Origin of the sequence: Leifsonia sp. P73 (assembly GCF_051059105.1) — a bacterium.
In the GTDB taxonomy this organism is placed as follows: domain Bacteria; phylum Actinomycetota; class Actinomycetes; order Actinomycetales; family Microbacteriaceae; genus Leifsonia.
In genome coordinates this window covers 3,207,517-3,231,205 of sequence record NZ_CP194931.1, presented here as the reverse complement: position 1 = coordinate 3,231,205, position 23,689 = coordinate 3,207,517, and the positions used below count along the sequence as shown (strand labels likewise).

At 71.8% G+C, this 23,689-nt stretch carries 26 protein-coding genes and 3 pseudogenes; 5 read left to right on the top strand and 24 right to left on the bottom strand.

What is annotated here, in order from left to right:
• Positions 1-4 precede the first annotated feature (4 nt).
• The 18 genes and pseudogenes from ACQ86L_RS16755 to ACQ86L_RS16670 all read right to left on the bottom strand — a co-directional run bounded on the left by ACQ86L_RS16755 (position 5) and on the right by ACQ86L_RS16670 (position 14,820).
• Positions 5-1,294, bottom strand: coding sequence for a diguanylate cyclase (locus ACQ86L_RS16755; RefSeq protein ID WP_434316423.1), 1,290 nt, complete (start codon positions 1,292-1,294; stop codon positions 5-7).
• A gap of 130 nt (positions 1,295-1,424) precedes the next feature.
• The gene (locus ACQ86L_RS16750) at positions 1,425-2,216 is read right to left on the bottom strand and encodes an EAL domain-containing protein (RefSeq protein WP_434316422.1); all 792 of its coding nucleotides are present in this window, start codon (positions 2,214-2,216) and stop codon (positions 1,425-1,427) included.
• Positions 2,217-2,338: 122 nt separating this feature from the next.
• Complete coding sequence (locus ACQ86L_RS16745) at positions 2,339-2,611, bottom strand: hypothetical protein (protein WP_434316421.1); 273 nt, start codon at positions 2,609-2,611, stop codon at positions 2,339-2,341.
• Between the two features lie 115 nt (positions 2,612-2,726).
• Positions 2,727-2,870: a hypothetical protein gene (locus ACQ86L_RS16740; protein WP_434316420.1), complete on the bottom strand. Its 144-nt coding sequence runs from the start codon at positions 2,868-2,870 to the stop codon at positions 2,727-2,729.
• 148 nt (positions 2,871-3,018) lie between these two features.
• Positions 3,019-3,957 carry a cysteine synthase A gene (cysK, locus tag ACQ86L_RS16735; RefSeq protein WP_434316419.1) on the bottom strand — a complete coding sequence of 313 codons (939 nt, stop codon included), beginning with the start codon at positions 3,955-3,957 and terminating at the stop codon, positions 3,019-3,021.
• 39 nt (positions 3,958-3,996) lie between these two features.
• Positions 3,997-4,617, bottom strand: a pseudogene (locus ACQ86L_RS16730) (NAD(P)/FAD-dependent oxidoreductase); the annotation flags it as partial.
• Complete coding sequence (locus ACQ86L_RS16725; protein WP_434316418.1) at positions 4,590-4,934, bottom strand: FAD-dependent oxidoreductase; 345 nt, start codon at positions 4,932-4,934, stop codon at positions 4,590-4,592. The pseudogene ACQ86L_RS16730 and the gene ACQ86L_RS16725, both read right to left, overlap by 28 nt.
• Positions 4,927-5,256: a ferredoxin gene (gene fdxA, locus ACQ86L_RS16720; protein ID WP_434316417.1), complete on the bottom strand. Its 330-nt coding sequence runs from the start codon at positions 5,254-5,256 to the stop codon at positions 4,927-4,929. The genes ACQ86L_RS16725 and fdxA overlap by 8 nt, the downstream gene beginning before the upstream one ends.
• Positions 5,253-6,633, bottom strand: a pseudogene (locus ACQ86L_RS16715) (FAD-dependent oxidoreductase). The gene fdxA and the pseudogene ACQ86L_RS16715 overlap by 4 nt, the downstream one beginning before the upstream one ends.
• Positions 6,630-7,403 (bottom strand): uroporphyrinogen-III C-methyltransferase, encoded by a 774-nt coding sequence (gene cobA / locus ACQ86L_RS16710; RefSeq protein ID WP_434316416.1) that lies wholly within the window; start codon positions 7,401-7,403, stop codon positions 6,630-6,632. Before cobA ends, ACQ86L_RS16715 begins: the two are co-directional and overlap by 4 nt.
• Positions 7,400-8,317 carry an ABC transporter permease gene (locus ACQ86L_RS16705; RefSeq protein ID WP_434316415.1) on the bottom strand — a complete coding sequence of 306 codons (918 nt, stop codon included), beginning with the start codon at positions 8,315-8,317 and terminating at the stop codon, positions 7,400-7,402. Before ACQ86L_RS16705 ends, cobA begins: the two co-directional genes overlap by 4 nt.
• On the bottom strand, positions 8,307-9,059 hold the full coding sequence (locus ACQ86L_RS16700) for an ABC transporter ATP-binding protein (protein ID WP_434316414.1): 753 nt from the start codon (positions 9,057-9,059) through the stop codon (positions 8,307-8,309). The genes ACQ86L_RS16705 and ACQ86L_RS16700 overlap by 11 nt, the downstream gene beginning before the upstream one ends.
• 4 nt (positions 9,060-9,063) lie before the next feature.
• Positions 9,064-9,564, bottom strand: coding sequence for an ABC transporter substrate-binding protein (locus ACQ86L_RS16695; protein ID WP_434318913.1), 501 nt, complete (start codon positions 9,562-9,564; stop codon positions 9,064-9,066).
• A complete protein-coding gene (locus ACQ86L_RS16690; RefSeq protein WP_434316413.1) occupies positions 9,561-10,112 on the bottom strand; it encodes an ABC transporter substrate-binding protein in 552 nt (183 codons plus the stop codon). The genes ACQ86L_RS16695 and ACQ86L_RS16690 overlap by 4 nt, the downstream gene beginning before the upstream one ends.
• Positions 10,113-10,123: 11 nt before the next feature.
• Positions 10,124-11,458: a sulfate adenylyltransferase subunit 1 gene (locus ACQ86L_RS16685; protein WP_434316412.1), complete on the bottom strand. Its 1,335-nt coding sequence runs from the start codon at positions 11,456-11,458 to the stop codon at positions 10,124-10,126.
• On the bottom strand, positions 11,458-12,378 hold the full coding sequence (cysD, locus tag ACQ86L_RS16680) for a sulfate adenylyltransferase subunit CysD (protein ID WP_434316411.1): 921 nt from the start codon (positions 12,376-12,378) through the stop codon (positions 11,458-11,460). The genes ACQ86L_RS16685 and cysD overlap by 1 nt, the downstream gene beginning before the upstream one ends.
• A pseudogene (locus ACQ86L_RS16675) lies at positions 12,375-13,147 on the bottom strand (phosphoadenylyl-sulfate reductase). The gene cysD and the pseudogene ACQ86L_RS16675 overlap by 4 nt, the downstream one beginning before the upstream one ends.
• Entirely contained in the window at positions 13,111-14,820 is a 1,710-nt protein-coding gene (locus ACQ86L_RS16670) for a nitrite/sulfite reductase (RefSeq protein WP_434318912.1), read from the bottom strand. The pseudogene ACQ86L_RS16675 and the gene ACQ86L_RS16670 overlap by 37 nt, the downstream one beginning before the upstream one ends.
• A gap of 190 nt (positions 14,821-15,010) precedes the next feature.
• On the opposite strand from ACQ86L_RS16670, the gene ACQ86L_RS16665 reads away from it, so the two are divergent.
• Positions 15,011-15,277 (top strand): CbiX/SirB N-terminal domain-containing protein, encoded by a 267-nt coding sequence (locus ACQ86L_RS16665; RefSeq protein ID WP_434316410.1) that lies wholly within the window; start codon positions 15,011-15,013, stop codon positions 15,275-15,277.
• Positions 15,274-15,771, top strand: coding sequence for a sirohydrochlorin chelatase (locus tag ACQ86L_RS16660; protein ID WP_434316409.1), 498 nt, complete (start codon positions 15,274-15,276; stop codon positions 15,769-15,771). Before ACQ86L_RS16665 ends, ACQ86L_RS16660 begins: the two co-directional genes overlap by 4 nt.
• On the opposite strand, the gene ACQ86L_RS16655 is transcribed toward ACQ86L_RS16660, so the two are convergent.
• Positions 15,681-15,929, bottom strand: coding sequence for a hypothetical protein (locus ACQ86L_RS16655; protein ID WP_434316408.1), 249 nt, complete (start codon positions 15,927-15,929; stop codon positions 15,681-15,683). The two genes, ACQ86L_RS16660 and ACQ86L_RS16655, sit on opposite strands and share 91 nt — an antisense overlap.
• A 200-nt stretch (positions 15,930-16,129) precedes the next feature.
• Here ACQ86L_RS16655 and ACQ86L_RS16650 point away from each other — a divergent pair, with 200 nt between their 5' ends.
• From ACQ86L_RS16650 to ACQ86L_RS16640, 3 genes are read left to right on the top strand one after another with little or no spacing between them, the layout of a single operon-like run.
• Positions 16,130-17,314, top strand: coding sequence for an adenosylhomocysteinase (locus ACQ86L_RS16650; RefSeq protein ID WP_434316407.1), 1,185 nt, complete (start codon positions 16,130-16,132; stop codon positions 17,312-17,314).
• A gap of 13 nt (positions 17,315-17,327) precedes the next feature.
• Positions 17,328-18,038, top strand: coding sequence for an IclR family transcriptional regulator (locus ACQ86L_RS16645; RefSeq protein ID WP_434316406.1), 711 nt, complete (start codon positions 17,328-17,330; stop codon positions 18,036-18,038).
• A 56-nt stretch (positions 18,039-18,094) separates the two neighbouring features.
• On the top strand, positions 18,095-19,705 hold the full coding sequence (locus tag ACQ86L_RS16640; protein WP_434316405.1) for an MFS transporter: 1,611 nt from the start codon (positions 18,095-18,097) through the stop codon (positions 19,703-19,705).
• 16 nt (positions 19,706-19,721) lie between these two features.
• Here ACQ86L_RS16640 and ACQ86L_RS16635 read toward each other — a convergent pair whose 3' ends face one another.
• From ACQ86L_RS16635 to ACQ86L_RS16615, 5 genes are read right to left on the bottom strand one after another with little or no spacing between them, the layout of a single operon-like run.
• Positions 19,722-20,699 carry a serine hydrolase domain-containing protein gene (locus ACQ86L_RS16635; protein ID WP_434316404.1) on the bottom strand — a complete coding sequence of 326 codons (978 nt, stop codon included), beginning with the start codon at positions 20,697-20,699 and terminating at the stop codon, positions 19,722-19,724.
• A complete protein-coding gene (locus ACQ86L_RS16630) occupies positions 20,672-20,890 on the bottom strand; it encodes a hypothetical protein (protein ID WP_434316403.1) in 219 nt (72 codons plus the stop codon). The genes ACQ86L_RS16635 and ACQ86L_RS16630 overlap by 28 nt, the downstream gene beginning before the upstream one ends.
• On the bottom strand, positions 20,890-21,873 hold the full coding sequence (locus tag ACQ86L_RS16625; protein WP_434316402.1) for a glycosyl hydrolase family 32: 984 nt from the start codon (positions 21,871-21,873) through the stop codon (positions 20,890-20,892). The genes ACQ86L_RS16630 and ACQ86L_RS16625 overlap by 1 nt, the downstream gene beginning before the upstream one ends.
• 3 nt (positions 21,874-21,876) lie before the next feature.
• Entirely contained in the window at positions 21,877-22,701 is an 825-nt protein-coding gene (locus ACQ86L_RS16620) for a carbohydrate ABC transporter permease (protein WP_434316401.1), read from the bottom strand.
• On the bottom strand, positions 22,698-23,687 hold the full coding sequence (locus ACQ86L_RS16615; RefSeq protein ID WP_434316400.1) for a carbohydrate ABC transporter permease: 990 nt from the start codon (positions 23,685-23,687) through the stop codon (positions 22,698-22,700). Before ACQ86L_RS16615 ends, ACQ86L_RS16620 begins: the two co-directional genes overlap by 4 nt.
• Positions 23,688-23,689: the final 2 nt, after the last annotated feature.

Sequence of the window (23,689 nt, the reverse complement as noted above, 5' to 3'; positions counted from 1 at the left end):
CCCGCTACCGCCCCGCTCCGTAGACGACGGCCTGGTCGCCCCCGTCCCGCTTCGCCGCGTACATCGCCTGGTCCGCGAGCCGGATGAGGTGGTCGATCGACTGGCCCGCGACGTCGTCCGTGATGGCGATGCCGACGCTCGCCGTGATGCTCAGCTCCGGGGGGATGCCGGCGAAGTCCTCGGCGATGGCGGCTCTGGCCCGGTCGGCGAGTTCGAGCGCGTCGGTCGTGTCGGCGACGTGCAGGGCGGCGATGAACTCGTCGCCGCCGTAGCGGGCGATCATGTCCTCCTGGCGGAAGACCCGGCTCAGCCGCTCCGCGACCTCCTTGAGCACGGTGTCGCCCGCGGCATGCCCGAGGGTGTCGTTGATCGCCTTGAAGCCGTCGAGGTCGACGAAGAGCACCGCGACCTGATCCGCGTGCGCGCGTTCGGTCTGCTGCAGGTTCTCGTCGAACAGCCGCCGGTTCGGCAGGCCGGTGACCTCGTCGAGCATCGCCGCACGGCGCAGCCGCGCCTCCAGGCGGAGCCGCACGAGGACCTGCCCGGCCAGCTGGGCCAGCGCCTCGGCCAGCGGCACGGCCTGGTCGTCGAAGGTGCGGGGCTGGTCGAAGTAGCAGGCGAACGCGCCGTAGAGGATGTCGTCCTCGATGATCGGCACTCCGATGATCGCGGAGACGCCCGACCGTTCGAAGACGCCGCTCAACCCGAGGCCCGGCGCCACGACGTCGGCTTCAGCGGGCGACTGGATCGTCACCACACTCCCGAGCTGCACCCGCTCATCCCTGGCGTCCTCCGGCCACTCCGCCTCCAGGAGGTTCTCCCCCGCGACGAGCGTGTAGTTGCCCGGTTCGCCGGTGTGCACGCTGCACGCGGTCGCGTTGAACGCCCGGCGTGCGGTCTCCGACAACAGCTCGCCGAGCTCTTCCTCGGTCCGCGTCTTCGCGAACGCGACGGACGCGGAGAGCAGCAGCTGGAGCCGGTCGCTCTCGCGTCGTCCGAGCGCCACCGTGCGCTCGCCGACCGCGGCCAGCTCCGGGTCGAAGGCGACGATCGTGTGGCCGCCGGAGATGCGCACGGCGCGGATCACCACCGAGCTCCGCGTCTCCTGATACCCGTGGGCGGTCGACGCGAGGCGGATGCCGCCGGGGTTGCCGGTGGCCAGGGCCGCGGACAGCTCGTCGCCGTCGACGCCGAGCACCGCGGCGAGGGGCATGCCCACCAGGTTCTCGTGCTCGCGGCTGGCCCAGACCTCCAGCGCCATGTTGGCGTCGACGATGGTGTGGGTTCGGTCCACAAGGGCTCGAGGGAAGGGCTGCATGCGCGCGACCTCGTCGCGCACATCGGGCCTCAAATGCGTGACCGGTCGAAGTACATGTTTTGAGAGTGACGGTTCGCGAGGCAATCGTCAAGTTGCCACACGTCAATCATTTGAGCGGAGAGCCACCGGCGGAAATCAGCAGGCTGTCCACATCCGCTTTCGTCGTCGGTCGCGACAGCAGGTATCCCTGGCCCCGATCGCAGTGGAGTGCGCGGACCCGCGCGAGCTGGGCCTCCGTCTCGATGCCCTCCGCGACCAGGCGCATCCCCTGTGCTTTGCCGAACTCGACGGCCCGCGCCAGGTCCTCGCTGTGCGGGCCCTGGGTCTCCTGCACGAGCGACTGGTCGACCTTCAGCTCGATCGCCTGCAGCGCGATGACCTGCTCGCGCGACGCGTAGGCGGCCCCGAAATCGTCCACGGAGATGTTCACGCCGAGTTCGCTCAGCCGGTGCACGGTGTCGATCGCCTCCGGGACCTGGGTCACCGGAGTGGTCTCGGTCACCTCCAGCGTCAGCAGCCCGGGACGGAGGGAGAACTCGTCGAGCAGCCCGGCGATCGTGTCGACGATCGCGGACGTGCGCAACTGGAGGATCGACACGTTGACGGCGACCTCGATCGGGTGGCCCTGGTCCTGCCAGTCGCGGGCGGCGTGGCAGCCGAGCCGCAGCATGACGTCGCCGATCCCGCCGACGAGCCCCAGGCGCTCGGCCATCGGGATGAACTCGCCCGGAGCGATCAGACCGAGCTGCGGGTGGATCCACCGGCTCAGCGCCTCCGCCCCGACGACCTCGCCGGTCTCCAGCGAGAACTGCGGCTGGAACAGGGCGATGATCTCGCCGCGGCCCGCGGCGCTCGGGAGGTCGCGCTCCAGCTGGGCACGGCGGTCATCTGCGTGCACGTCGGACCTCCCAGCTCGTTTCGTTCGGTCCAGTGTGTCGTATCGACGGCAAATCGCTGGACCATTGCCCTGTCGCAAGCGACGCTCTATAATTCGCGTCGGCCTCGCGCGGTGCCACGGCGTCAGCGCTCGTCGCCTGCCGCGGACCAGTGGCTGCAGACGACCGCCTGCGCGTCGGAGCGCGCCGCGAACACCCCCAGATCGTGACCGTCGAAGCCGGTGGCGACGTACCCGTCCAGGTTGCGGTCCACCATCCCCACGTACTCCGTCGGCGTCCCGGCGACCCAGAGCCAGCGGGCCGGAGTGCTCCACGACACGTTCTCGGAGGTGGCTCCCGGCGCGAGCACGTCCTCGGCCATCCGGTCGGCTTCGGGGCGGTCCATGGCGATCGTCATCACTGACTCCTTCTGTCGAGAGCGCTGCGGCCGGAGGTGCCGTCCGCTGTGCTCGAAACTAAGTCAGATCGGAGTCGATGCTCGGGGGATTGACGAGAGCGCGGGCGCGGTATATCTACGCCGGGTACGGGCGCTTCTCGTCGCAGAACGCGCACACCAGGTGCCCGTTCGTGTACTCCCAGACGTGGGCGTGCGGGGCTGCGAAGTACCCGCAGCGGTCCGTGATGGGGGCTGTGTCGATGGTCTCTGTGGCAGGCATTTCGGGGTCGGCTTTCTGCGGCGGGTGTCGGCGCGTTGAGCGTCTTCGTTTGCGTTACATCGCAACCAGTATCCGGTCGAGCGACTGGCACGCGAAATACCTCGTACTGGTGCCGCCTGATGGGGGTACAGGCGGCACCGGCCCGTCCTCAGTCCCCCAGCCCCTCCCACAACGCGGTCGAGATGTACCGCTCTCCGGTGTCGGCGACGATCGCCACGACGGTCTTGCCCGCGTTCTCCGGCCGTGCCGCGACCTGGAGGGCGGCCCAGACGATCGCGCCGGACGAGATGCCGGCGAGGATGCCCTCCTCGGACGCCAGCCGCTTGGCGACGTCGAGGGAGTCCTCGAACGACACGTCGATGACCTCGTCGTAGACGGAGGTGTCGAGGATTTCCGGGACGAAGTTCGCGCCCATGCCCTGGATCTTGTGCGGGCCGGGCTTGCCACCGTTCAGGATCGGGGAGTCCACCGGCTCGACAGCGATCACCTGGACCTCGGGCTTGCGCTCCTTCAGCACCTGCCCGACACCGGTGATGGTGCCGCCGGTGCCGATCCCGGAGACGAAGATGTCCACGCCGCCGTCCGTGTCCGCCCAGATCTCCTCAGCCGTGGTGGCCCGGTGGATGGCCGGGTTGGCCTCGTTGGCGAACTGCTGCGCCCAGATCGCGTTGTCACTCTCGGCGACGATCTGCTTCGCCGCCTCCACCGCCCCGCGCATCCCGTCGGGGCCGGGGGTGAGGACGATCTCCGCGCCGAACGCGCGCAGCAGCACCCGCCGCTCCTTCGACATCGTCTCCGGCATGGTCAGGATCACCTTGTACCCGCGGGCCGCGCCGACCATCGCCAACGCGATGCCGGTGTTGCCGCTGGTGCCCTCCACGATCGTGCCGCCCGGTCGCAGCGCCCCGGACTCCTCGGCGGCGTCGATGATGGCCACGCCGATCCGGTCCTTCACGCTCCCGGCCGGGTTGAAGAACTCCAGCTTCGCCAGCACGGTCGCACCGGCATCGGCGGCGAGCCGGTTCAGCGTGACCAGCGGGGTGCGGCCGACAGCGGCGGTGATGTTGTCGTAGACGTTGGTGGGCATGGCTCTCTCTCGTGTTCGTGACGGATGGAGGTGCAGGGGTCAGGTGAGGATCCGGCTGAGCGCGGAGGCGGCCTCGACCTGGAGGTCGGCGACGATGGCGGCCGCTGTGCGGGCGCCGTTGCCGGCGGCGATGATCATCTGCTGCGGGCCGGGAACGGCGACGTCGCCGGCGGCGTACAGCCCGGCGACCGAGGTGCGGCCCTCGTCGTCCGTGACGAGGAAGCCGTCGGCCGACTCCTCGGGGCGGAGGCCGTCGATGAAGCCGGTCGCCATCGTCCAGGTGGGTCGGATGAACCCGCCGTCGATCGGGATCGACCGGCCGTCCTCCAGCAGCACGGAGCGGACGGCGCCGCGCTCTCCGTCGAGGTCCGCGATCGCGGTCCGCTCGACCCGGATGCCGAGTGCGTTCAGGGCGGTCTCCTCCGCGGCGGTGACGACCGCGGAGCCGTTCGTGAAGACGGTGAGGTCGGTCGTCCAGCGGGCCAGGTGGACCGCGCGGCGGGCGAGGTCGGGCGTCTCGCCGATGAGGGCGAGCGGCCGGCCGCGCAGGTCCCAGGCGTCGCATGCGACGCAGCTGAACACGCTCATCCCGTAGAACGAACGGATGCTCGGGAGCGCGGGGAGCGTCTCGGTCAGCCCGGTCGTGAGGAGGACCGTCCTGGCCGAGACCGAGCGGGTCTCCCCGGCGTCCGGCCGGCGATCTCGACCGCGAACCCGTCGCCGTCCGCGCGCACCGAGGTGACCGTCCGCCGCTCCAGGTGCTCGACGTTCTCGTACGCCGCGAGCTCGGCCTTGGCGAGGGCGCGCAGCTCGGTCGGGCGGACGCCGTCGCGGGTGAGGAACCCGTGAGAGCGCAGCGTCGCGGCGTTCCGGGGCCGGCTGGCATCCACCAGCACGACGTCGACCAGCGCCCGCGCGAGGTTGAGCGTGGCGGAGAGCCCGGCCGGTCCCCCGCCGATGACGACGACCTCAGGCATGCACCGCCTCCTGCGGCGGCAGCGCGGCGATCAGCGGGTGGTCGTACGGCTGCGGGCCGACCTTGGAGGCGCCGCCCGGGTTGCCGAGCTCGCTGAAGAACTCGACGTTCGCCGCGTGGTAGTCGGCCCACTCCTCGGGGAGGTCGTCCTCGTAGTAGATCGCCTCGACCGGGCAGACCGGCTCGCACGCGCCGCAGTCGACGCACTCCTCGACGTTGATGTAGAGGGAGCGCTCGCCTTCGTAGATGCAGTCCACCGGACACTCGTCGATGCACGCGCGGTCCTTCACGTCCACGCACGGCAGCGCGATCACGTAGGTCATCGGACGATCACCTCGCGGTTGGAGATGGCCACCTGCTCGTCGCGCGGCACGACCTTGACCCGCTCGCGGACCACGTCGCCGGCGAAGCCGTCGCCGAGCGCGCGCTCGTGCGCGTCCAGGGCCAGCCAGCCCTCCCACGTGGTGTAGCGGACGCCGCGCGACTCGAGGAAGGACAGCACGGCGTCCTCCCCCGGCGCTCGGCGTCGGCCAGGACGGCGTGGTCCTCCAGCAGCTTCTCGATGGTCTCGCCGGCGTCGCCCTTGGTGTGGCCGATCAGGCCGACCGGGCCGCGCTTGATCCAGCCCGTCGCGTAGAGGCCGCGCACCGGCTCTCCCGCGTCGAGGACACGGCCGCCGTCGTTGGGGATGACCCCGGCGGCCTCGTCGAACGGGAGGTCGCGCACGGGGGTGCCGCGGTAGCCGATCGCCCGGTAGACGGCCTGCACATCGTAGTCGGCGAACGCGCCGGTGCCGCGGATGCCGCCCTCGCCGTCCGGCTCGGTGCGCTCGAAGCGGATGCCGGTCACGGCCTCCTCGCCGAGCAGCTCGACCGGCCGGTGCCAGAAGTGCAGGTGCAGTCGGCGCGGGGCGCCGGTCGGCTCGCGGTCGCGCCACGACTGCAGGATGCGCGCCATGACCTTGGCCTGGTTGCCGGCGGCGCGCCGCTCCCCGTCGAGGCGTCGGCGCGATCGAAGTCCTCGTCGTACAGGACGATGTCGACGCCCGGTACCTCGCCGAGCTCGCGCAGCTCGATCGGGGTGAACTTGATGTCCTCCGGGCCGCGGCGGCCGAAGACGTGCACGTCGGTGACCGGCGACGCGGCGAGCCCTGCGTGCACGTTGTCGGGGATGTCGGTGGTCAGCAGGTCGGCCGGGTGCTTGGCGAGCACGCGGGCGACGTCCAGGGCGACGTTGCCATTGCCCAGCACCGCGACCTCGGTGGCCTCCAGCGGCCAGTGCCGGGGCACGTCGGGGTGGCCGTCGTACCAGGAGACGAAGTCCGCTGCGCCGAAGCTGCCCGGGAGGTCGAGGCCCGGAAGTCCGACCACGGCGTCGCGCTGCGCGCCGGTCGCGAAGATCACCGCGTGATAGAGGGACTGGAGCTCGTCCACGGTGATGTCCGCGCCGACCTCCACGTTGCCGATCAGGCGCACCGAGCCGTCGGCGAGCATGTCGTGCAGCGAGGTCACGATGCCCTTGATGCGCGGGTGGTCGGGGGCGACGCCGTAGCGGATGAGGCCGTAGGGCGCGGGCAGGGACTCGAACAGGTCGATCCGGGCGTCGATGCCGGCCTCGGCGGCGCGGGTGCGCAGGATGTTGCCGGCGTAGATGCCGGCGGGTCCGGCGCCGACGACGGCCACGCGGAACGGTCGGGTCATTGATGGGCCTCTCTGTACGGTGCAGTGCTGTGGGCTGCGGGGATGGGGAGGAGGTCGGGGTCCGCGAGCCGGACCACGTCGCCGACGACGATCACGGCCGGCGACTGCACGCCGCGCACAGCGGCCTCCGCGGCGATGGTGCCGAGGGTGCCGACGGTCACGCGCTGGCCGTCGCCGTAGCCGTCCTCCACGATGGCGACCGGGCAGTCCGCGCCTCGGCGGCCGGCGGCGAGCGTCGCGGCGGTGCTCGCGAGCCCGGAGACGCCCATGAGCAGGATGACGGTGTGCTCCGGCCCGCCGGGCACCTCGTCGATGTCGGTGTGCGCCGAGAGCACGGTGAACCCGGCGGCCACACCGCGGTGGGTGACCGGGATGCCGGCGATGGACGGCACGGCGATGGCGCTGGTCACCCCGGGGACGACCTCCACCGGGACACCCGCGGCGCGGCAGAACTCGGCCTCCTCGCCGCCGCGCCCGAAGACGAACGGGTCGCCGCCCTTCAGCCGCACGACGCGCTTGCCCGCGCGGGCGTGCTCGACCAGGAGCTCGTTGATCTGCGACTGCGGCACCGGGTGGTGGTGCGGGCGCTTGCCGACGTCGATCACCTCCACGCCGGGCGCGAGGTCGTCGAGGAGGGCGCGCGGGCCGAGCCGGTCGGCGATCACGACGTCGGCGGCGGTCAGCAGCTGCCGCCCCCGGACGGTGATGAGGTCCGGATGGCCGGGGCCGCCCCCGACCAGGGCGACGGAGCCGCGGCGTTGTTCGGTCATCGGGTCGCTCCCGTCAGTCCGCGGCGGCGCAGCAGTGTGCGCTCGACCGGTGCGAAGAAGGCCAGCTCGATCACGATCCCGACCACGAGGATCGTCAGGATGGTCGCGAGCACGGTGGGCAGGTCGGCGAGCTCGCGGCTCTGCTCCAGCATCGAGCCCAGGCCGAAGCCGAGCGAGCCCGCGATGATCTCGGCGGCCATCAGCGAGCGCCACGCGAACGCCCAGCCCTGGCGGAGTCCCGCGACGTAGCCGGGCAGCGCGGCCGGGAAGAGGATGCGGGTCTGCAGCTCGCGGCGGTTCGCGCCGAGGACGACGCCGACGCGGCGCAGCTGCGGCGGCACCTGGTCGATGCCGGCGAGGAGGCCGTTGACGATCGAGGGGACGGCGCCGAGCAGCACGACGAAGTACACGGCCGCGTCGGTCAGTCCGAACCACAGGATCGCCGCCGGCACCCACGCCACCGAGGGCAGCACCTGGAGACCGGAGAGGATCGGCCCCACAGCGCGGCGCAGCCAGCGCACCTCGGCGAGCAGCAGCCCGAGCGGGGTCGCGATCAGGATGGCGAGCACGAACCCGAAGCCGCCGCGGCCCAGGCTGGTGCCGATGGCCGTGGCGAGGTGACCGGAGGCAGCGGCGCTGCCGAGCGCGCTGAGCACGTCCGCCGGCCCCGGGTAGAGGTCGGGGCGCGGGTGCGCGATGACCGTGTAGAGCTGCCAGGCGAGGACGGCGGCGAGCACGAAGACGATGGGCGGGAGGACGGACCGCGCGAGGCGGCGGGCGCGGCTCGGCCCGGCATCCCGGGCGGTCTGCAGCGAGTCCAGACCGGACTCCAGGGCGCGCAGCTCGGAGGTCCCGGCCTCCGCGCGGGTGGCCGGTGGCGCGATCGTCGGGGTGGCGATGGCTTCAGGCGGCATTGCGGATCAGCTCCTCTCGCAGCCGGCGGGTGATCTGGTCGTCCAGCCGGGCGGTCTCCACCGGGTCGGCGCCGGCCCGGACGTCGGCCGGCACCGTCCATTCGGCGGCGACCCGGCCGGGACGCGAGCTGAGCAGCACGATCCGCTGGCCGAGGCGCAGCGCCTCCCGGACGTTGTGGGTGACGAACACGATGGTGCGGCCGGTCTGCCGCCAGATCCGCTCCAGCTCGACGTGCAGGAGGTCGCGGGTGATCGCGTCGACCGCCGCGAACGGCTCGTCCATGAGCAGCACGTGCCGGTCCTGCGCGAGCGCGCGGGCGAGGGCGACGCGCTGCCGCATCCCGCCGGAGAGCTCGTGCGGCCGGCGGTCGGCGGCGTGGGAGAGCGAGACGAGTTCCAGGAGCTCGTCGACGCGGGCACGGCGCTGGTCGCGCGGCGCTCCACCGAGGTCGAGGGCGAGCTCGACGTTGCGGCGCGCGGTCAGCCAGGGCAGGAGGGCGGCATCCTGGAACATCATCGCGACCGCGCCGCTGGGGACCGCGATCTCGCCGGTGGTCGGCTGTTCGAGTCCGGCGATGAGGTTCAGGATGGTCGACTTGCCGCACCCGGACGCGCCGAGCAGGCAGACGAACTCGCCGTCGCCCACCCGGAGGTCCACCCCGTCGAGCACGACGGGCGCGTTCGCGCCGAAGCGCTTGCTCACTCCCGTCAGCGTGACGGCGGTGCGGTCGAGGTCGCTCACGGTGTCACCCCAGGCTCCCGGCGGAGGCCTTCGCCTGCCCGGCGGCCGCGCGGACGGCGTTCAGGGCGGTCAGGTCGAACAGCCCCTTCAGCGAGCCCTTCGTCCCGAGGCCGACGGCGGAGGCGTGCTGGACGAGCGCCGGGAACGCCGCCGCGTCCGGGTCGGTGTCGAAGGCGACGTGGTCGAGCGCCCGCGCGAGCACGCCGGCTGCCAGGGTCTTGCCGGTGTCGGCCTTCAGCTGCGCGTTGATGTCGTTCGCAGCCTTCGCCGGGTTCTTCAGGGCGGCGACCGCGTCGGCGTTGCCCTGCACGAGCGCCTTGACCGTCTGCGGGTGCGCCTTCAGGAACGCGGCGGAGACGGCGAGCACCGTCGTGGGGAACTTTCCGCCCGGCCACAGCGACGCCTCGTCGACGAGCACCTTCGCGTTGCCGTCGAGCACGAACCGGGACACCCACGGCTCGGGCACCCAGGCGCCGTCGATCTTGCCCGCCTGGAACGCCGTCAGCGCCTGCGCGTTGTCCGTCGGGGCGATCGTGAGGTCTCCCCGCCGGTGGTCGAGGTGTGCAGGCCCTGCTTGCTGAGCCAGTAGCGGAGAGCGACGTCCTGCGTGTTGCCGAGCTGCGGGGTGGCGATGGTCGTGCCCTTGAGCTGGTCCGGCGAGGTGATGTCGCTCTTCACGACGAGGGCCGCGCCGCCGACGGCGACGCCGGAGACGATCTTCAGCGACTGGCCTGCGCTCTTCAGGTAGGAGTTGATCGCGGGGCTCGGGCCGATGTAGGCGGCGTCGATCGCGCCGGCGCTGAGCGCCTCGACCTCGGCGGGGCCGGCGTTGAACTGGGTGGTCTTCAGCGCGGTCTTCCCGAGCGCCTTCTGCAGCAGGCCGTCGTGGATGCCGACCAGCGCGGGCGCGTGGGTCACGTTGTCGAAGTAGCCGACGCGGATGGCCGTGGCCGGGGTGGGTTCGGCGCTGACGGCGGAGGCCGCGCAGCCGGTGAGGGCGGCGGTGGCAGCGGCGAGCGCGAGGACGGCGACGGTGCGGAGCGGGGAGCGCATGCGGGGTCCTTTCAGGAGACGATGCCGGCGGCGAGGGTCGCGCCGGATTGCGGGTCGATGAGGAGGAAGGCGCCGGTCTGCCGGTTGACCGCGTAGGGTTCGACCGGCAGCGCCTCGGCGAGCTGGAGGGTGACGTGGCCGATGTCGTTGACCTCCAGCGCCCCCGCGGGGACGACCTGGAGCGTCGTGAGGTCGCGGCGACCTTCGATCGCGGTGAGCCTCGCCTGGACGGTCGCGGTGCCCCACTTGAGCAGCACCCGGGCTCCGGGGAGGCCGCGGGAGGCGTCCAGCCAGAACACCTCGGCGGTCAGCGTCGAGCGCGGGTCGGGCAGCGTCCCGGCCGCGCCGATGAGGGCGCCGCGGGCGAGGTCCAGGTCGTCCGCGAGGCTCACGGCGACGGACTGCGGCGCGACCGCGGACTCCACGCTGCGGCCGGCGACGTCGATGCGGGTCACGACGGTGGTCGTGCCTGCGGGGTGGACGCTCACCCGGTCGCCGACCGCGATGCCGCCCGAGGCGATGCGGCCGGCGGCCGAGCGGTAGTCCCTGTATGCTGTCGCGTCGAGCCCGGGAGCGAGCGCTCCCTGCGGGCGGAGCACGAGCTGGACCGGGAGGCGGAGGTCTTCCGCCGGCGTCTCGATCTGGTCGGCGCTCGGCAGCGCCTCCAGCAGTTCGAGCAGCGCGGGCCCGTCGTACCAGGGCGTGCGGGCCGAACGATCGGCGACGTTGTCCCCGTCGACGGCGCACACCGGCACGATGTGGAGGTCGCGGATGCCGAGCTCCTCGGTCACGGCGACCAGTTCCTCCGTCACCTGCCGCACCCGCTCGGCGTCGAAGCCGATCAGGTCGATCTTGTTGATCGCCACGATCACGTGCGGCACACGCAGCAGGCTGATGACGGCGAGGTGGCGGCGGGTCTGCTCCAGCACGCCGTTGCGCGCGTCCACGAGCAGCACGACCGCGTCGGCCGTCGTGGCGCCGGTGACCATGTTGCGCGTGTACTGCACGTGCCCGGGGCAGTCCGCGAGGATGAACGAGCGCGCGTCCGTCGCGAAGTAGCGATAGGCGACGTCGATGGTGATGCCCTGCTCGCGCTCGGCGCGGAGCCCGTCGGTCAGCAGCGCCAGGTCCAGCCCGCCGGCCTCGCCGCCGAAGCCGCGCTCCCGCGAGGTGCGCTCGACCGCCGCGAGGTGGTCGGCGAGGATCGCCTTGGAGTCGTGCAGCAGCCGGCCCACCAGGGTGGACTTGCCGTCGTCCACGGAGCCCGCGGTCGCGAAGCGGAACAGCGTCCCGCGGGTCGACGTCGCAGCCTCCGGTCGCGTGGTGTCGTCGAGTTGGAGCGTCATCAGAAGTATCCCTGCCGTTTCCGGTCTTCCATCGCGGCCTCGGAGATGCGGTCGTCCGCGCGGGTCGCCCCGCGCTCGCTGAGCGTGGAGGCCGCGACCTCCCGCACCACCGCGGCCACGTCGCGGGCGTCGGACTGGACCGCGCCCGTGCAGCTCATGTCGCCGACCGTGCGGTAGCGAACCAGCCGCCGCTCGACGGTCTCGCCACGGTCGGCAGGCGAGACCGGGCCGACCGCCCGCCACATCCCGTCGCGGGCGAACACATCGCGTTCGTGGGCGTAGTAGAGGGGAGGCAGCTCGATGCCCTCGCGCTCGATGTAGCGCCAGACGTCGAGCTCGGTCCAGTTGCTGATCGGGAACGCCCGCACGTGCTGGCCGGGCGTGTGCCGGCCGTTGTAGAGGCTCCACAGCTCGGGACGCTGGTTGCGCGGGTCCCACTGGCCGAACCCGTCGCGCAGCGAGAGGATGCGCTCCTTGGCCCGTGCCTTGTCCTCGTCGCGGCGCGCGCCGCCGAAGACCGCGTCGTGCCGTCCGGCCTCGATCGCGTCCAGCAACGGCACGGTCTGCAGCGGGTTGCGGGTGCCGTCGGCGCGCTCGGTGAGCCGGCCGTCGTCGATGTAGTCCTGCACCCGCGCGACGGCCAGCGGGATGCCGAACCGCTCGGCGGTCGCGTCGCGGAAGTCGAGGACCTCCGGGAAGTTGTGCCCGGTGTCCACGTGCAGCAGCGAGAACGGGATGCGCGCCGGCCAGAACGCCTTCGCCGCCAGGTGGAGGACGACCACGGAGTCCTTGCCGCCGGAGAACAGCAGGACCGGCCGCTCGAACTCGGCGACGACCTCCCGGATGATGTGGATGGACTCGCTCTCCAGCTGGTCGATGAGGTCGAGCGCGGGCGCGGCAGTCAGAGTCGTGTCGGTCATTCGTGCAACCCGCATTCCGTCTTGGTGAGCCCGGCCCACCGGCCCGAGCGCGGGTCCTCCCCTCGGCCACCGGCTTGGTGCACGGTTCGCAGCCGATCGAGGGGTACCCGTTGGACAGCAGCAGGTTCAGCGGCACCGCGTTCGCCGTGGCGTAGTCGAGGAGCTCGTCGAACGTCCACGCCGCCAGCGGGTTGACCTTGACCAGCCCGTTCTTCTCGTCCCAGCTGATGAACGGCGTCGCAGTGCGCGTGGGCGCCTCCTCGCGGCGGACCCCGGTGAACCAGAGCTCGTACCCGGTGAGCGAGCGCTGCAGCGGCTCGACCTTGCGACGGGCGCAGCACAGGTTGGGGTCGCGGGCGAACAGCTCGGCGCCGAACTCGGCGTCCTGCTCGGCGACGGTCTGCTTCGGCTTCACATCCACCACCCGCACATCCAGCGCCCTGGCCACCTCGTCGCGGGTCACGTACGTCTCGACGAAGTGGTAGCCGGTGTCGAGGAACAGCACGTCCACTCCCGGCAGCGCGGCGGCCACGACGTGCGGGAGGACCGCGTCGGCCATCGAGCAGGCCACGGCGGTGCGCTCCACGGCGAAGTTGTCGGCCACCCAGCGGACGATCTGCTCCGCGGTCGCGCCCTCCAGCTCGCGCGCGCCGCGCTCGGCGAGGGCCTTGAGTTCGGAGACCGGCCGCAGTTCCGCGGGACGGACGGGCAGGCTGCCCAGGTTGGTCGCGCTCACTGGAGGGCCTCCTCGTCGGCTCGGTGCGCCCATTCGGCGAACGTCTCGGTGTCGGTGCGGTCGGCCAGGAACCGGGTGACGACGCGCTCGACGTAGTCCGCGATCCCGTCCGCCGTCACCTTCAGGCCGCGCACGGTGCGGCCGAGGCCGGCCTCGTCGCGGTCGCGCGAGGCGAGCCCGCCGCCGAGGTGCACCTGGAAGCCGGGCACCTGGCCGCCGTTCCCGTCCGGGAGCAGCTGACCCTTGAGCCCGATGTCGGCCGTCTGGATGCGCGCACACGAGTTCGGACACCCGTTGACGTGCAGGCTCAGCGGCGCCGGGAGGTCGAGCCCCGCCAGCCGCTCCTCCAGCTGCTGCACCGCCGCGGTCGCGGTGACCTTGGTCTCCACGATCGCGAGCTTGCAGAACTCGATTCCGGTGCAGGCGATCGTCCCGCGGCGGAAGACGCTCGGCTTGGCGCTCAGTCCGATCTCGTCCAGTTCCGAGACGACCTGCTCGACGTCGGCCTCGGGGATGTCGAGGGCGAGGATCTTCTGGTGCGGGGTCGTCCGCAGCCGCGTCGAGCCGTGCCGCTCCAGGAGGTCTGCGAGGGCGCCGAGCGTCGTGCCGGAGACCCGGCCGACGAACGGGGTGACGCCGATGAAGTAGCGGCCGTCCTTCTGCCGGTGGACGCCGACGTGGTCGCCGGTCGTCGTGGGCGCCGCCGGTGCGGGACCGTCGGCCAGGGGCTCGTCCAGGTACTCGTCCTCCAGCACCTGCCGGAACTTCTCCACACCCCAGTCGGCGAGGAGGAACTTCAGCCGGGCCTTGTTGCGGAGGCGGCGGTAGCCGTAGTCGCGGAAGATCTGCACGACCCCGTGCCACACCTCCGGCACCCGATCGGCCGGCACGAACGCGCCCAGCCGCTCTGCCAGCCGCGGCGCCGTGGACAGGCCGCCACCGACCCACAGGTCGAAGCCGACGCCCAGCTCAGGGTGATCGACCACGACGAACGACACGTCGTTGATCTCGTGGACGACGTCCTGGCTGGGGTGCCCGCTGATCGCGGTCTTGAACTTGCGCGGGAGGTTGGCGAGCTCCGGGTCGCCGAGGAACCGGTCCGCGATCTCCTGGATCAGCGGCGTCGGGTCGATCAGCTCGTCCGCGGCGATCCCCGCGACCGGCGAGCCGAGGAACACGCGCGGCACGTCGCCGCACGCCTCCGTCGTGGACAGGCCCACGGCCTCCAGCCGCCGCCAGATCTCCGGCACGTCCTCCACCCGGATCCAGTGCAGCTGGATGTTCTGCCGGTCGGTCAGGTCGGCGGTGTCCCGGCCGAACTCGGTCGAGATGCCCGCGATGGTGCGCAGCTGCTCGGTGGTCAGCTGCCCGCCGTCGATGCGGACCCGCAGCATGAAGAACTCGTCCTCCAGCTCGTGCGGCTCCAGCGTCGCCGTCTTGCCGCCGTCGATCCCGAGCTTGCGCTGCGTGTAGAGGCCCCACCAGCGGAACCGCCCGTGGAGGTCGGTCGGGTCGATGGAGGCGAACCCGCCGTCGGCGTAGACGCGCTCGATGCGCTCCCGGACGGCGAGGCCGCCGTCCTCCTGCTTCCACGCCTCGTTCGCGTTCAGCGGCGCCTGCCCGTCGACCGCCCACTGGCCGTTCGGCCGGGCGTCGGTGCGGCGCGGCCGGGCGGCCGCCGTCCGTGCGGTGTGCTGTTCCGAGATCGTCACAGGAATTCCCTCCTCCGCTGCGGGGCGGATCGAGTAGGGAACCTAGGCCGGATGCGGAGCGCGACGGAAGGGCGACGGTAATAAACAGACGCAATCCACAAAGGCTGTACGGCTGCTCAGGCATCCTGGACCGACCGGCTGCACGCGGTCGACCGACCCCATCCCGACCCTCATCGAGAGCCCCATGATCGCCATCCTCACCGTCTCGCACGGCACCTCCGACCCGCTGGGCCAGCAGGCCATCCGGGCCTACGCCGAGGCGATCCACGCCGCCGTGGACGCGGACGTCGCCGCCCACGCCTTCGTGGACGTCGAGCAGCCCGATGTGCCCGCCGCGCTCGCGGCCCTCCCGCCGGAGGCGACCATCGTCATCGTGCCGGTGCTGCTCTCCCGCGGCTACCACCTCGGCCACGACCTCCCCTCGCGGCGGCGCCGTTCGGCGAGCGCGTGATAGTCGCGGACGCGCTCGGCCCCGACCACCGCATCGCGCAGGTGCTCCGCCGCCGCCTCACCGAGGCCGGCGCCCAGCCGGACGATCGGCTGATCCTCGCGGCCGCCGGCTCCAGCGATCATGCCGGCGTCGAGGACGCGCTCCAGACCGGGCTGCTGCTGGAGGCCGCGACCCGGCACCCCGTCACCGTCGGCTTCCTCAGCGCAGCGGCTCCCCGACTCCACGAGGCCATCGCCCGGCACCGCTCGAACGACGGCGCCCGCGTCGCCGTGGCCGGCTACCTGCTCGCTCCCGGCTTCTTCCACGACCGCACCCGCACCTGCGCGGCCGACATCGTCACCGCCCCGCTGCTGACCCCCGACACGCCTCCCGCCCCCGAACTGATCGCCGTCGCGCGCGACCGCTACTCGACCGCTCTGTCCGCGTCGGGCTCGGCATCGACTGCGGCCCGGGGGCCGCGCACGAACGCCACCGACGACGCCACCACGCCGTAGACCGCTCCGATCAGGAGCAGAATGGCCGTCACGGTGACGCCCGCGGTGGCCGGCGGCTGCGGCAGCACCAGGCTGACGACGGCCACGACGCCGAGGAGCACGCTCACGGCCCCGAGGAAGACGAGCGCACGCCTGCGCTCCCGCACGCTCTCGGACATCCTGACCTCGTCTCCTCGCCTGCCGCCCGCGAATGGACGGGCCGATCCGGGGAAGGATAGGCGCCGCGGGGAGCGTGCGGCCAGCGACCGTTACGGAGTGTGAACCCCGGGACCCGGGGAACCCGCCCCTTCCGGAGCCGCAGCGTCATCGGGCTCTCCTGTGTATATGAAATCCGCTTTCACCTGTGTATCCTGCGAGCATGGACACCAGCACACGCGCCGAGCAGGGAAGCGCCCGCGTGGCGTGGATCCGCTCGCGGATGGCCCTCCTGGCGGCGACGCGCGACGAGTTCGCGTCCTCCCGGCCGTTCGCCGGCCACCGGATCGGAATGTCGCTGCACGTGGAGCCGAAGACCGCCGTCCTGGTCGAGACCCTCGCCGCCGGCGGGGCGGAGGTCGTCGGAACGGGCAACTTCGGCTCGACCCAGGACGACGTCGTCGCGCACCTGAACACGCTGCCGAACGTCACCGTGTTCGGCTCCCGCGCCGACTCGCTCGATCAGCACCACGTCAACCTCGCGAGGGTGCTCGACGCCCGGCCGGACATGCTGCTCGACAACGGCGGCGACCTCGCCGCCGGCCTCGTCGAGCGGGACGCGATGGACACCGTCATCGGCGGCACGGAGGAGACCACCAGCGGCGGCGACCGGCTCCGCTCCGAGCTGGCCCGGCGCATCCCCGTCCCGATCATCGTGATCAACGACAGCCTGCTCAAGGCCATCGGCGAGAACAAGCACGCGGTCGGCCAGTCCGCGGTTGAGAGCTTCATGCGGATCACCAACGTCATGATCCCGGGCCGCCGCTTCGTCGTGTTCGGGTACGGCTGGGTCGGCCGCGGCGTCGCCCAGTCCCTCCGCGCCCTCAACGGCAAGGTCGCGGTCGTCGAGGTCGACGAGCTCAAGGCGTTCGAGGCGACCCTCGACGGGTTCCGGGTCGGCACGGCCGACGACTTCGCGGAGTGGGGCGACGCCTTCATCACCGCCACCGGCCGCCCGAACGTGCTCTGCTACGACCTGATCGAGCGGATGCGGGACGGTGCGATCCTCGGCAACGTGGGCCACTTCCCATGGGAGATCGACGTGCCGGCCATCCGCGCCCATCAGACCGGGAGCACCGAGCTGGTCAGCGCGCTCGAACGCGTCGACCTGCCGAACGGGAGGAGCATCGTGCTGCTGGCCGGCGGCCGGATGTACAACCTCGCCGGGTCGGAGCCCAAGGGCAACTCGATCGAATCGATGGACCTGGGCTTCCTCCTCCAGGCGCTCTCCCTCGAGCGGGTCGCGACCGGCGCCGCCACACTGCAGCCCGGCGCGCAACCCGTCCCCGACGACATCGACCGGCTGATCGCGCGCCGCATGATGGCGACCCTCCAGGCGTCGTCGTAACCGGGGCGCACGGATGTCCGACTCACCCGAGTACTCCGCGCCGGCGATCGACAAGGCGCTCGACATCCTCGAGCTGCTCGCCGAGAGCTCGTCGCCGATGAGCCAGCTCGAGATCGCCACCGCGATCGGCCTGTCGGCGGGGCAGATCTTCCGGCCCCTCCTGCGGCTGGAGAAGCGCGGATACCTCTCCCGCGACAAGCAGTCCGGCCTCTACCAGCTGTCGCTGCGGATGTTCGACCTCGCCCACCGTCAGGAGCCGCTCCGGTCGCTGCTGTCCGTGGCCGTCCCGATCATGCGTGAGCTCGCGGCCGAGATCGGCCAGTCCTGCAATCTCGGAACACTCGACAACCGGGGTGTGCGGATCGTCGCGCAGGTCGAGAGCCCGGCCGACTTCGGGTTCCGCGTGCGCGTCGGCGCCCTCTTCGACCTCGCGCACACCGCGACGGGGATGGTCCTCGCCGCGTTCTCGGACGAGCCCTGCGACGGGGTGGCCGAGAACGTGCTGAAAGCGATCCGGAGGGACGGGATCTTCGTCCTCCCCGACTCCGCGCAGCCCGGGATCACCGACGTGGTGGTCCCCATCCTGCGCTCCGACGGCCGCGAAGCCCTGGCGGCGATCACCGTGCCGTACATCTCCACCAGCTACAGTCCGTCGGGTGTCGACGCCGTGCTCGAGAGGACGGCGCAGGCCGCGCAGCGCATCCAGGTCGCGCTCGGCCTGTGACCGGGTGATCGCTCCAACCGACTCTCGCAGGGACACAACGAGGAAGGGCACCGATCGTGGTCAAGGCTGCTTCTGACGCACCGAAGGTCGCGTCGACCGTGTCGGCGTGGGCGCCGATGGCGATCCCCGCGTTCCGGGTGCTCTGGTTCGCCCAGCTGGGGAGCAACATCGGCACCTGGATGCAGACGGTCGGCGCCCAATGGTTCCTGGTGGACGCCGCTGCCGGTGCGACGGTCATCGCCCTCGTGCAGACGGCGAGCCTGGCGCCGGCGATGCTGTTCTCGCTGCCGGCCGGCGTCCTCGCGGACTCGTACGACCGCCGCCGGCTCCTGATCTGGGGCAACGCGGCGAGCGCCGCGCTCGCTGTCGCACTGACCGTCGTGGCGGCCGCGAACCTCCTGACGCCGTGGACGCTGCTCGCGTTCACCTTCCTGCTCGGGGCGACGAGCGCTCTCACCTCCCCCGCCTGGCAGGCGATCCAGCCGGAGCTCGTCCCCCGCGAGCAGATCGGCGCCTCGTCCGCGCTCGGCGGCGTCACGGTCAACGGAGCGCGCGCCGTCGGGCCGGCCCTCGCCGGTCTCGTGCTCTCGGTCGCCGGCGTCCCCGTCGTGTTCGGGATCAACGCGCTCAGCTTCGTCGCCGCCGCCATCGCCCTCTTCTGGTGGAGGCGGCCTCCCCAGGAGAACCTGGACGACCGGGAGCAGTTCACGCCTGCGCTCCTCGCCGGTGTCCGCTACGTGGCGTCGGCCGGGCTGATCCGCCGCATCCTCCTGCGCGCCGCGCTCTTCGCGCTGCCCGCGAGCGCCCTGTGGGCACTGCTGCCGGTGACCGCGCAGCGCCTCGGCCTCGACTCCGGAGGCTACGGCCTCCTGCTCGGCGCCCTCGGCGTCGGCGCGGTGGCGGGGATCGTCGTGCTCCCGCTGGCGCGGCGACGGTTCTCGGACAACGTCATCATCGCGGTCAGCCCGCTGCTGTTCGCCGTCGGCGTCGTCGCGGCCGCGTACCTGGCGTTCCTCCCCGCACTCCTGCTGCTGATCCTCTCCGGCGTCGCCTGGATCGGGACGCTGACCGTGCTCAACGCGAGCCTGCAGCTCACCCTCCCGCAGTGGGTGCGCTCGCGCGGCGCCGCCGTCTACATCCTGGTCTTCATGGGGACGATGGCGATCGGCTCGTTCCTCTGGGGTGTCGCCGCCCAGTTCCTCGGTGCGAGCGCGGCCCTCGCCTGGTCGGGGGCGATCCTGGTCCTCGTCTCGCTGAGCACCCGCTTCCTGCCGCTGCTGCGCGGCACCGGCACCATCGACCGCACGATCAGCCTGACCTGGGCGACGCCATCCCTCATCTTCGAGCCGGAACCGTCCGACGGCCCGGTGCTCGTCACGTTCTCGTACACCGTCCGACCCGACAGCGTCGAGGCGTTCCAGCACGCGATGCGCGCCGTCGAGAAGTCCCGGCGCCGCACCGGAGGCTACCGCTGGCGCCTCTACCGCAGCGGCGACCGCCCCGACCTGATGCTCGAGTCTTTCATGGTCCCCTCCTGGGGCGAGTTCCGTCGGCAGCAGACCCAGCGCCTCACCGGTGAGGACCGGGAGATCCTCCGTCGGGCGCTCGTCCACACGGAGGGGGAGCCGGAGGAACGGCACTTCTTCCAGGCCAGCACCACGCCGTAGGGGGCGGCGCCCCGGCTTACGAACCGCCGTTCGCTGACACCAGCACCCCGCGGAGCGCATCCACGATCGTCGTCGCCCGGTCGTCCGCGCCCGCTTCGAGCCAGTTCGTGACGAACGCGAACCCGACGCGCGCGTCGGCGTCGGCGAACGCGACCTGGCCTCCGGCCCCGTCGTGCCCCAGGCTGGTCGGGCCGAGGTAGTGTCGCGCCTCCGAGTCGAGCTGGACGCCGCGACCCCAGCGCGGCCACGGCCCGGGGGTCGGGAAGACCGGCTCTCCCCAGCTCATCGGAACGACCGCCTGCGCGAGCGTCGCGTCGTCGAGAAGCCGGACGCCCCCGGTCTCCACGACGGTGGCGGACCAGAAGGCCGAGAGCGCGTCGGCGGTCGCGATCCCTCCCGCGCCCGGGATCTGCGCCGCCCGCACGCGCGGGTCGTTGAATCCGCCGTCCGGCGTGACCAGGGCCGCGGGGAGCGCTCCGCCCAGGGTCATCGCCCGGCCCGTCCACTCGGACTCGGCTTCGAGAAGCTGCTCCCCCGCCTCGAGCTGGCTGGCCGAGGCCTGGAGGTGGGCGACGCGGGCCGCGTGGATGTCCGGCACCCCGATCCACGCGTCAGCGGTCAGCGGCGCGACGAGCTCGGCGAAGTAGTCGCCGGGGAGCTTCCCGGTCACACGGCGCACCAGCTCTCCGGCGAGCCACCCGTGGGTGATGGCGTGGTACGCGTAACCGCTCCCCGGCGCCCAGAGCGGGCTCTGGCCGGCGAGCGCGGCCGTCATTCGGTCCCAGTCGAGCAGCTGCTCGAAGCCGACCGCCTCCCGGGGCGCAGACAGGCCGGCACGGTGCGAGAGGAGCTCGGCGACGGTGACGCCCGACTTCCCCTCGGCGGCGAACTCCGGCCAGTACTGCGCGACCGGAGACGTGTAGTCGAGCCGCCCTTCCTGCACCAGCCGGGCGATCAGCACCGACATCAGCCCCTTGGTGCACGAGAAGACCACCGTGGGCGTGTCCGCCGTCCAGGCCTCCCCGTGCGCTCGTCCGCGACACCGCCCCAGAGGTCGACGACCCGGCGTCCGCCCACCCGGACGGAGAGCGCTGCGCCCATCGTGGGCCGCTCGCGGAACGCCTCGGCGAACGCGTCGGCGACGGGCTCGAAACCGGGCTCGGCAGCTCCGTGGACGATGACCATCAGGCGGGTTTCCTTTCGTAGGCGAAGGTCCCGAGGCGCACCTCGGGCCCGTCGACGATGAGTTCGTAGGGGTCGGTGATGCGGCCCTGGAAGCCGCCGTCGGAACCGCTGTTCTCGAACGCGATGAGCCGCGGCGTCCCCGCGCGGTCCTCGACGACGCGGCCGGCGTACAGCCGTTCGTCGGTCAGCAGCTGCGCGGCCGCCGTGTCGAACGGCCCCGCCGGTGACGATGCGTCGGCGAGCCAGATACCGCCCGCTGCTCCCTCGCGATCCCCCGCGAGATGCGCGGAGTCGCAGGAGAAGAGCAGCCGGTCGCGGCCGGCGAGGCGGAGGCTCTGCGGCACTTCGAGGTGCGCGAAGCCGCTGCCCGGGGAACTGAGCGGCGGCTGGACCGTCCAGTGGCGGAGGTCGGCGGACCGGGCGTGGCCGACGACCCCGCTGTCCCGGTCGCGACGCGACCTGGCGCCCCGCGCACGCGCGGTGACGAGCATGTGCCAGCCCTCACCGTCCGGGTCGGGGAACACCCACGGATCGCGCCAAGCCTCCTCGTGCCAGGTGCCGTCCGGGAGGATCTCGTACCAGGCGGGGTCCGCCTGCAGCTGCAGCCGGGGGTCCTTGCGCCAGACATGGAGGTCGTCCGACACGGCCACGCCGATCGACTCCACGTTCGTGATGTCGTGCGGCGAGAGGAAGCGCGAGCCGGTATAGAACATGCGCCACAGGCCGTCGTCGCCTCGGACCACGCTCCCGGTCCAGGTGGCGGAGCTGTCGAGGTCGCCCGGCCCGCCCGCTGAGAGCACCTCGCCGAGGTCGTCCCATTCGAGCAGATCGTCGGAGACCGCGTGCCCGATCCGGGCGTTGCGATGCCGCAGGTCCGGGTCGCCGAGCGTCGTCGGCGCGTGCAAGTAGTAGAGGTGGAAGCGTTCGCCGTCGTCGGCGAGCCAGAAGTCCCAGACCCAGTGGCCGTCTTTGCTGAACGCCATCCCTCAGCCCTTGACCGCGCCCTGGATCAGCGCCCTGATGAACTGACGCTGGAAGACCACGAAGACCACGATCGTCGGAACGATGATGAGCAGCGCGCCCGCATTGAGCAACGGGATGCTGAGGCTGTACTGCCCCTGGAAGAAGGTCAGCGCCCCGGCCACGGTGCGCTGCAGCGGGTCCGCCACGAGCACGACCGGGAGCAGGAACTGGTTCCAGGTCCAGAGGAAGAGCAGGATCGCGAGCGCCGAGAGCGCCGGCCGGGCCAGCGGCAGGTGGATGTGGCGCAGCTCCTGCCACATCGTCGCCCCGTCCACACGCGCCGCCTCCGACAGTTCCTGCGGCACGTTGACGAAGTGCGCGCGCATCCAGAAGACGCTGAACGGCATGAACAAGCCGATGAGCGGCAGGATGATCGCCCACTTCGTGTTGAGGACGTTCAGCGACTGCATCTCGTAGTAGAGCGGGATGATGAGCGCTTCGAACGGGATCGTGAGGCCGAGCACGAACAGGATGAGCAGGGCACGGCCGCCGCGGATCTTCAGGCTGCCGAGCGCGTAGCCCGCCAGGCTGGAGATCAGCAGGCTGATCGGCACGACGCCCAGGACGATGAGCGCACTCGACCCCATCAGCTCCCAGACGTGGCCGGTCACGAAGGCCTCCGCGAAGTTGCCCCACTGCGGATCCGACGGCCAGGCGAGGCCGGTCGGGTTCACGTCGGCGGGCTGCAGTGCCGCCGAGACCATATTGACCAGCGGGATGAGCGTGAGGACGAGGACGACCGCGAGCAGTGCGCGGCCCGTCCACTTCTCGACGGGGTTGACGATCATGAGTCACGGACTTTCGAGAGGCGCTGGATCGGGAGGACGACGGCCAGGACGAGCAGCATCAGGATGATGCCGAACGCCGACGCCAGGCCCACCTCGCTCTGCGTGAACCCGATCCGGTAGATCGAGATCCCCGGCACGAGCGTCGCCCGGCCCGGACCGCCGAGCGTGGTGGTGTAGATGATGTCGAAACTGCTGAGCGCCGCGATGATCGTCAGCGTGATGAGGACGGCGAGCTCCTGCCTCAGCCCCGGCAGCGTGATGGTGAAGAACTCCCGCCACCACCCGGCTCCGTCGAGACGGGCGGCCTCGTAGAGCGATGCGTCGATCTTCCCGATCCCGGTCAGCAGGAGCACGGTGCACAGGCCGGTGAGGGTCCAGGATCCGATCAGGCCGACCGCGGGCAGCGCGGTCTGGTAGTCGCCGAGCCACGGCCGGGCGAGCCCGCCGAGGCCGATCGCGCCCAGGATCTGGTTGACCGCGCCGGTCTGGGCGTACATCCACGACCAGGCGATGCCGGCGGCGGCGAGCGGGATGATCTGCGGAAGGAACAGCACGGTCTGGGAGAAGCTCGTGAACGCTCCGGCGCGCATCGACCGGATGAGCGTCGCGAGCACGAGGCCGAAGGTGACCGGGATGATCGTGAAGAACGCGATCAGGATGAAGGCGTTCACGATCGAGCCCAGCAGGTCCGGATCGGTGAACACGGTCAGGTAGTTCGCGAGTCCGACCCAGGTCGAGGGTCCGATGCCGTTCCAGTCGTAGAACGAGAACTGGACGCCCTGGACCAGGGGCCACAGGACGAACGCCGCGTAGAAGAGGAGCGCCGGGGCGACGAGGAGCCAGCCGATGCGGCTCCCTCGCCCGGCCGTCCGCTTCCGGACGGCCGGGCGCTGTGCAGCCCCGCCGAGGCTGACACGATCCGCCTGCCGCGCCGACGGTTCCTGGCGGAGGTCGGCAGCGCTCGCGCGGGACTGCACAGAGGACATCG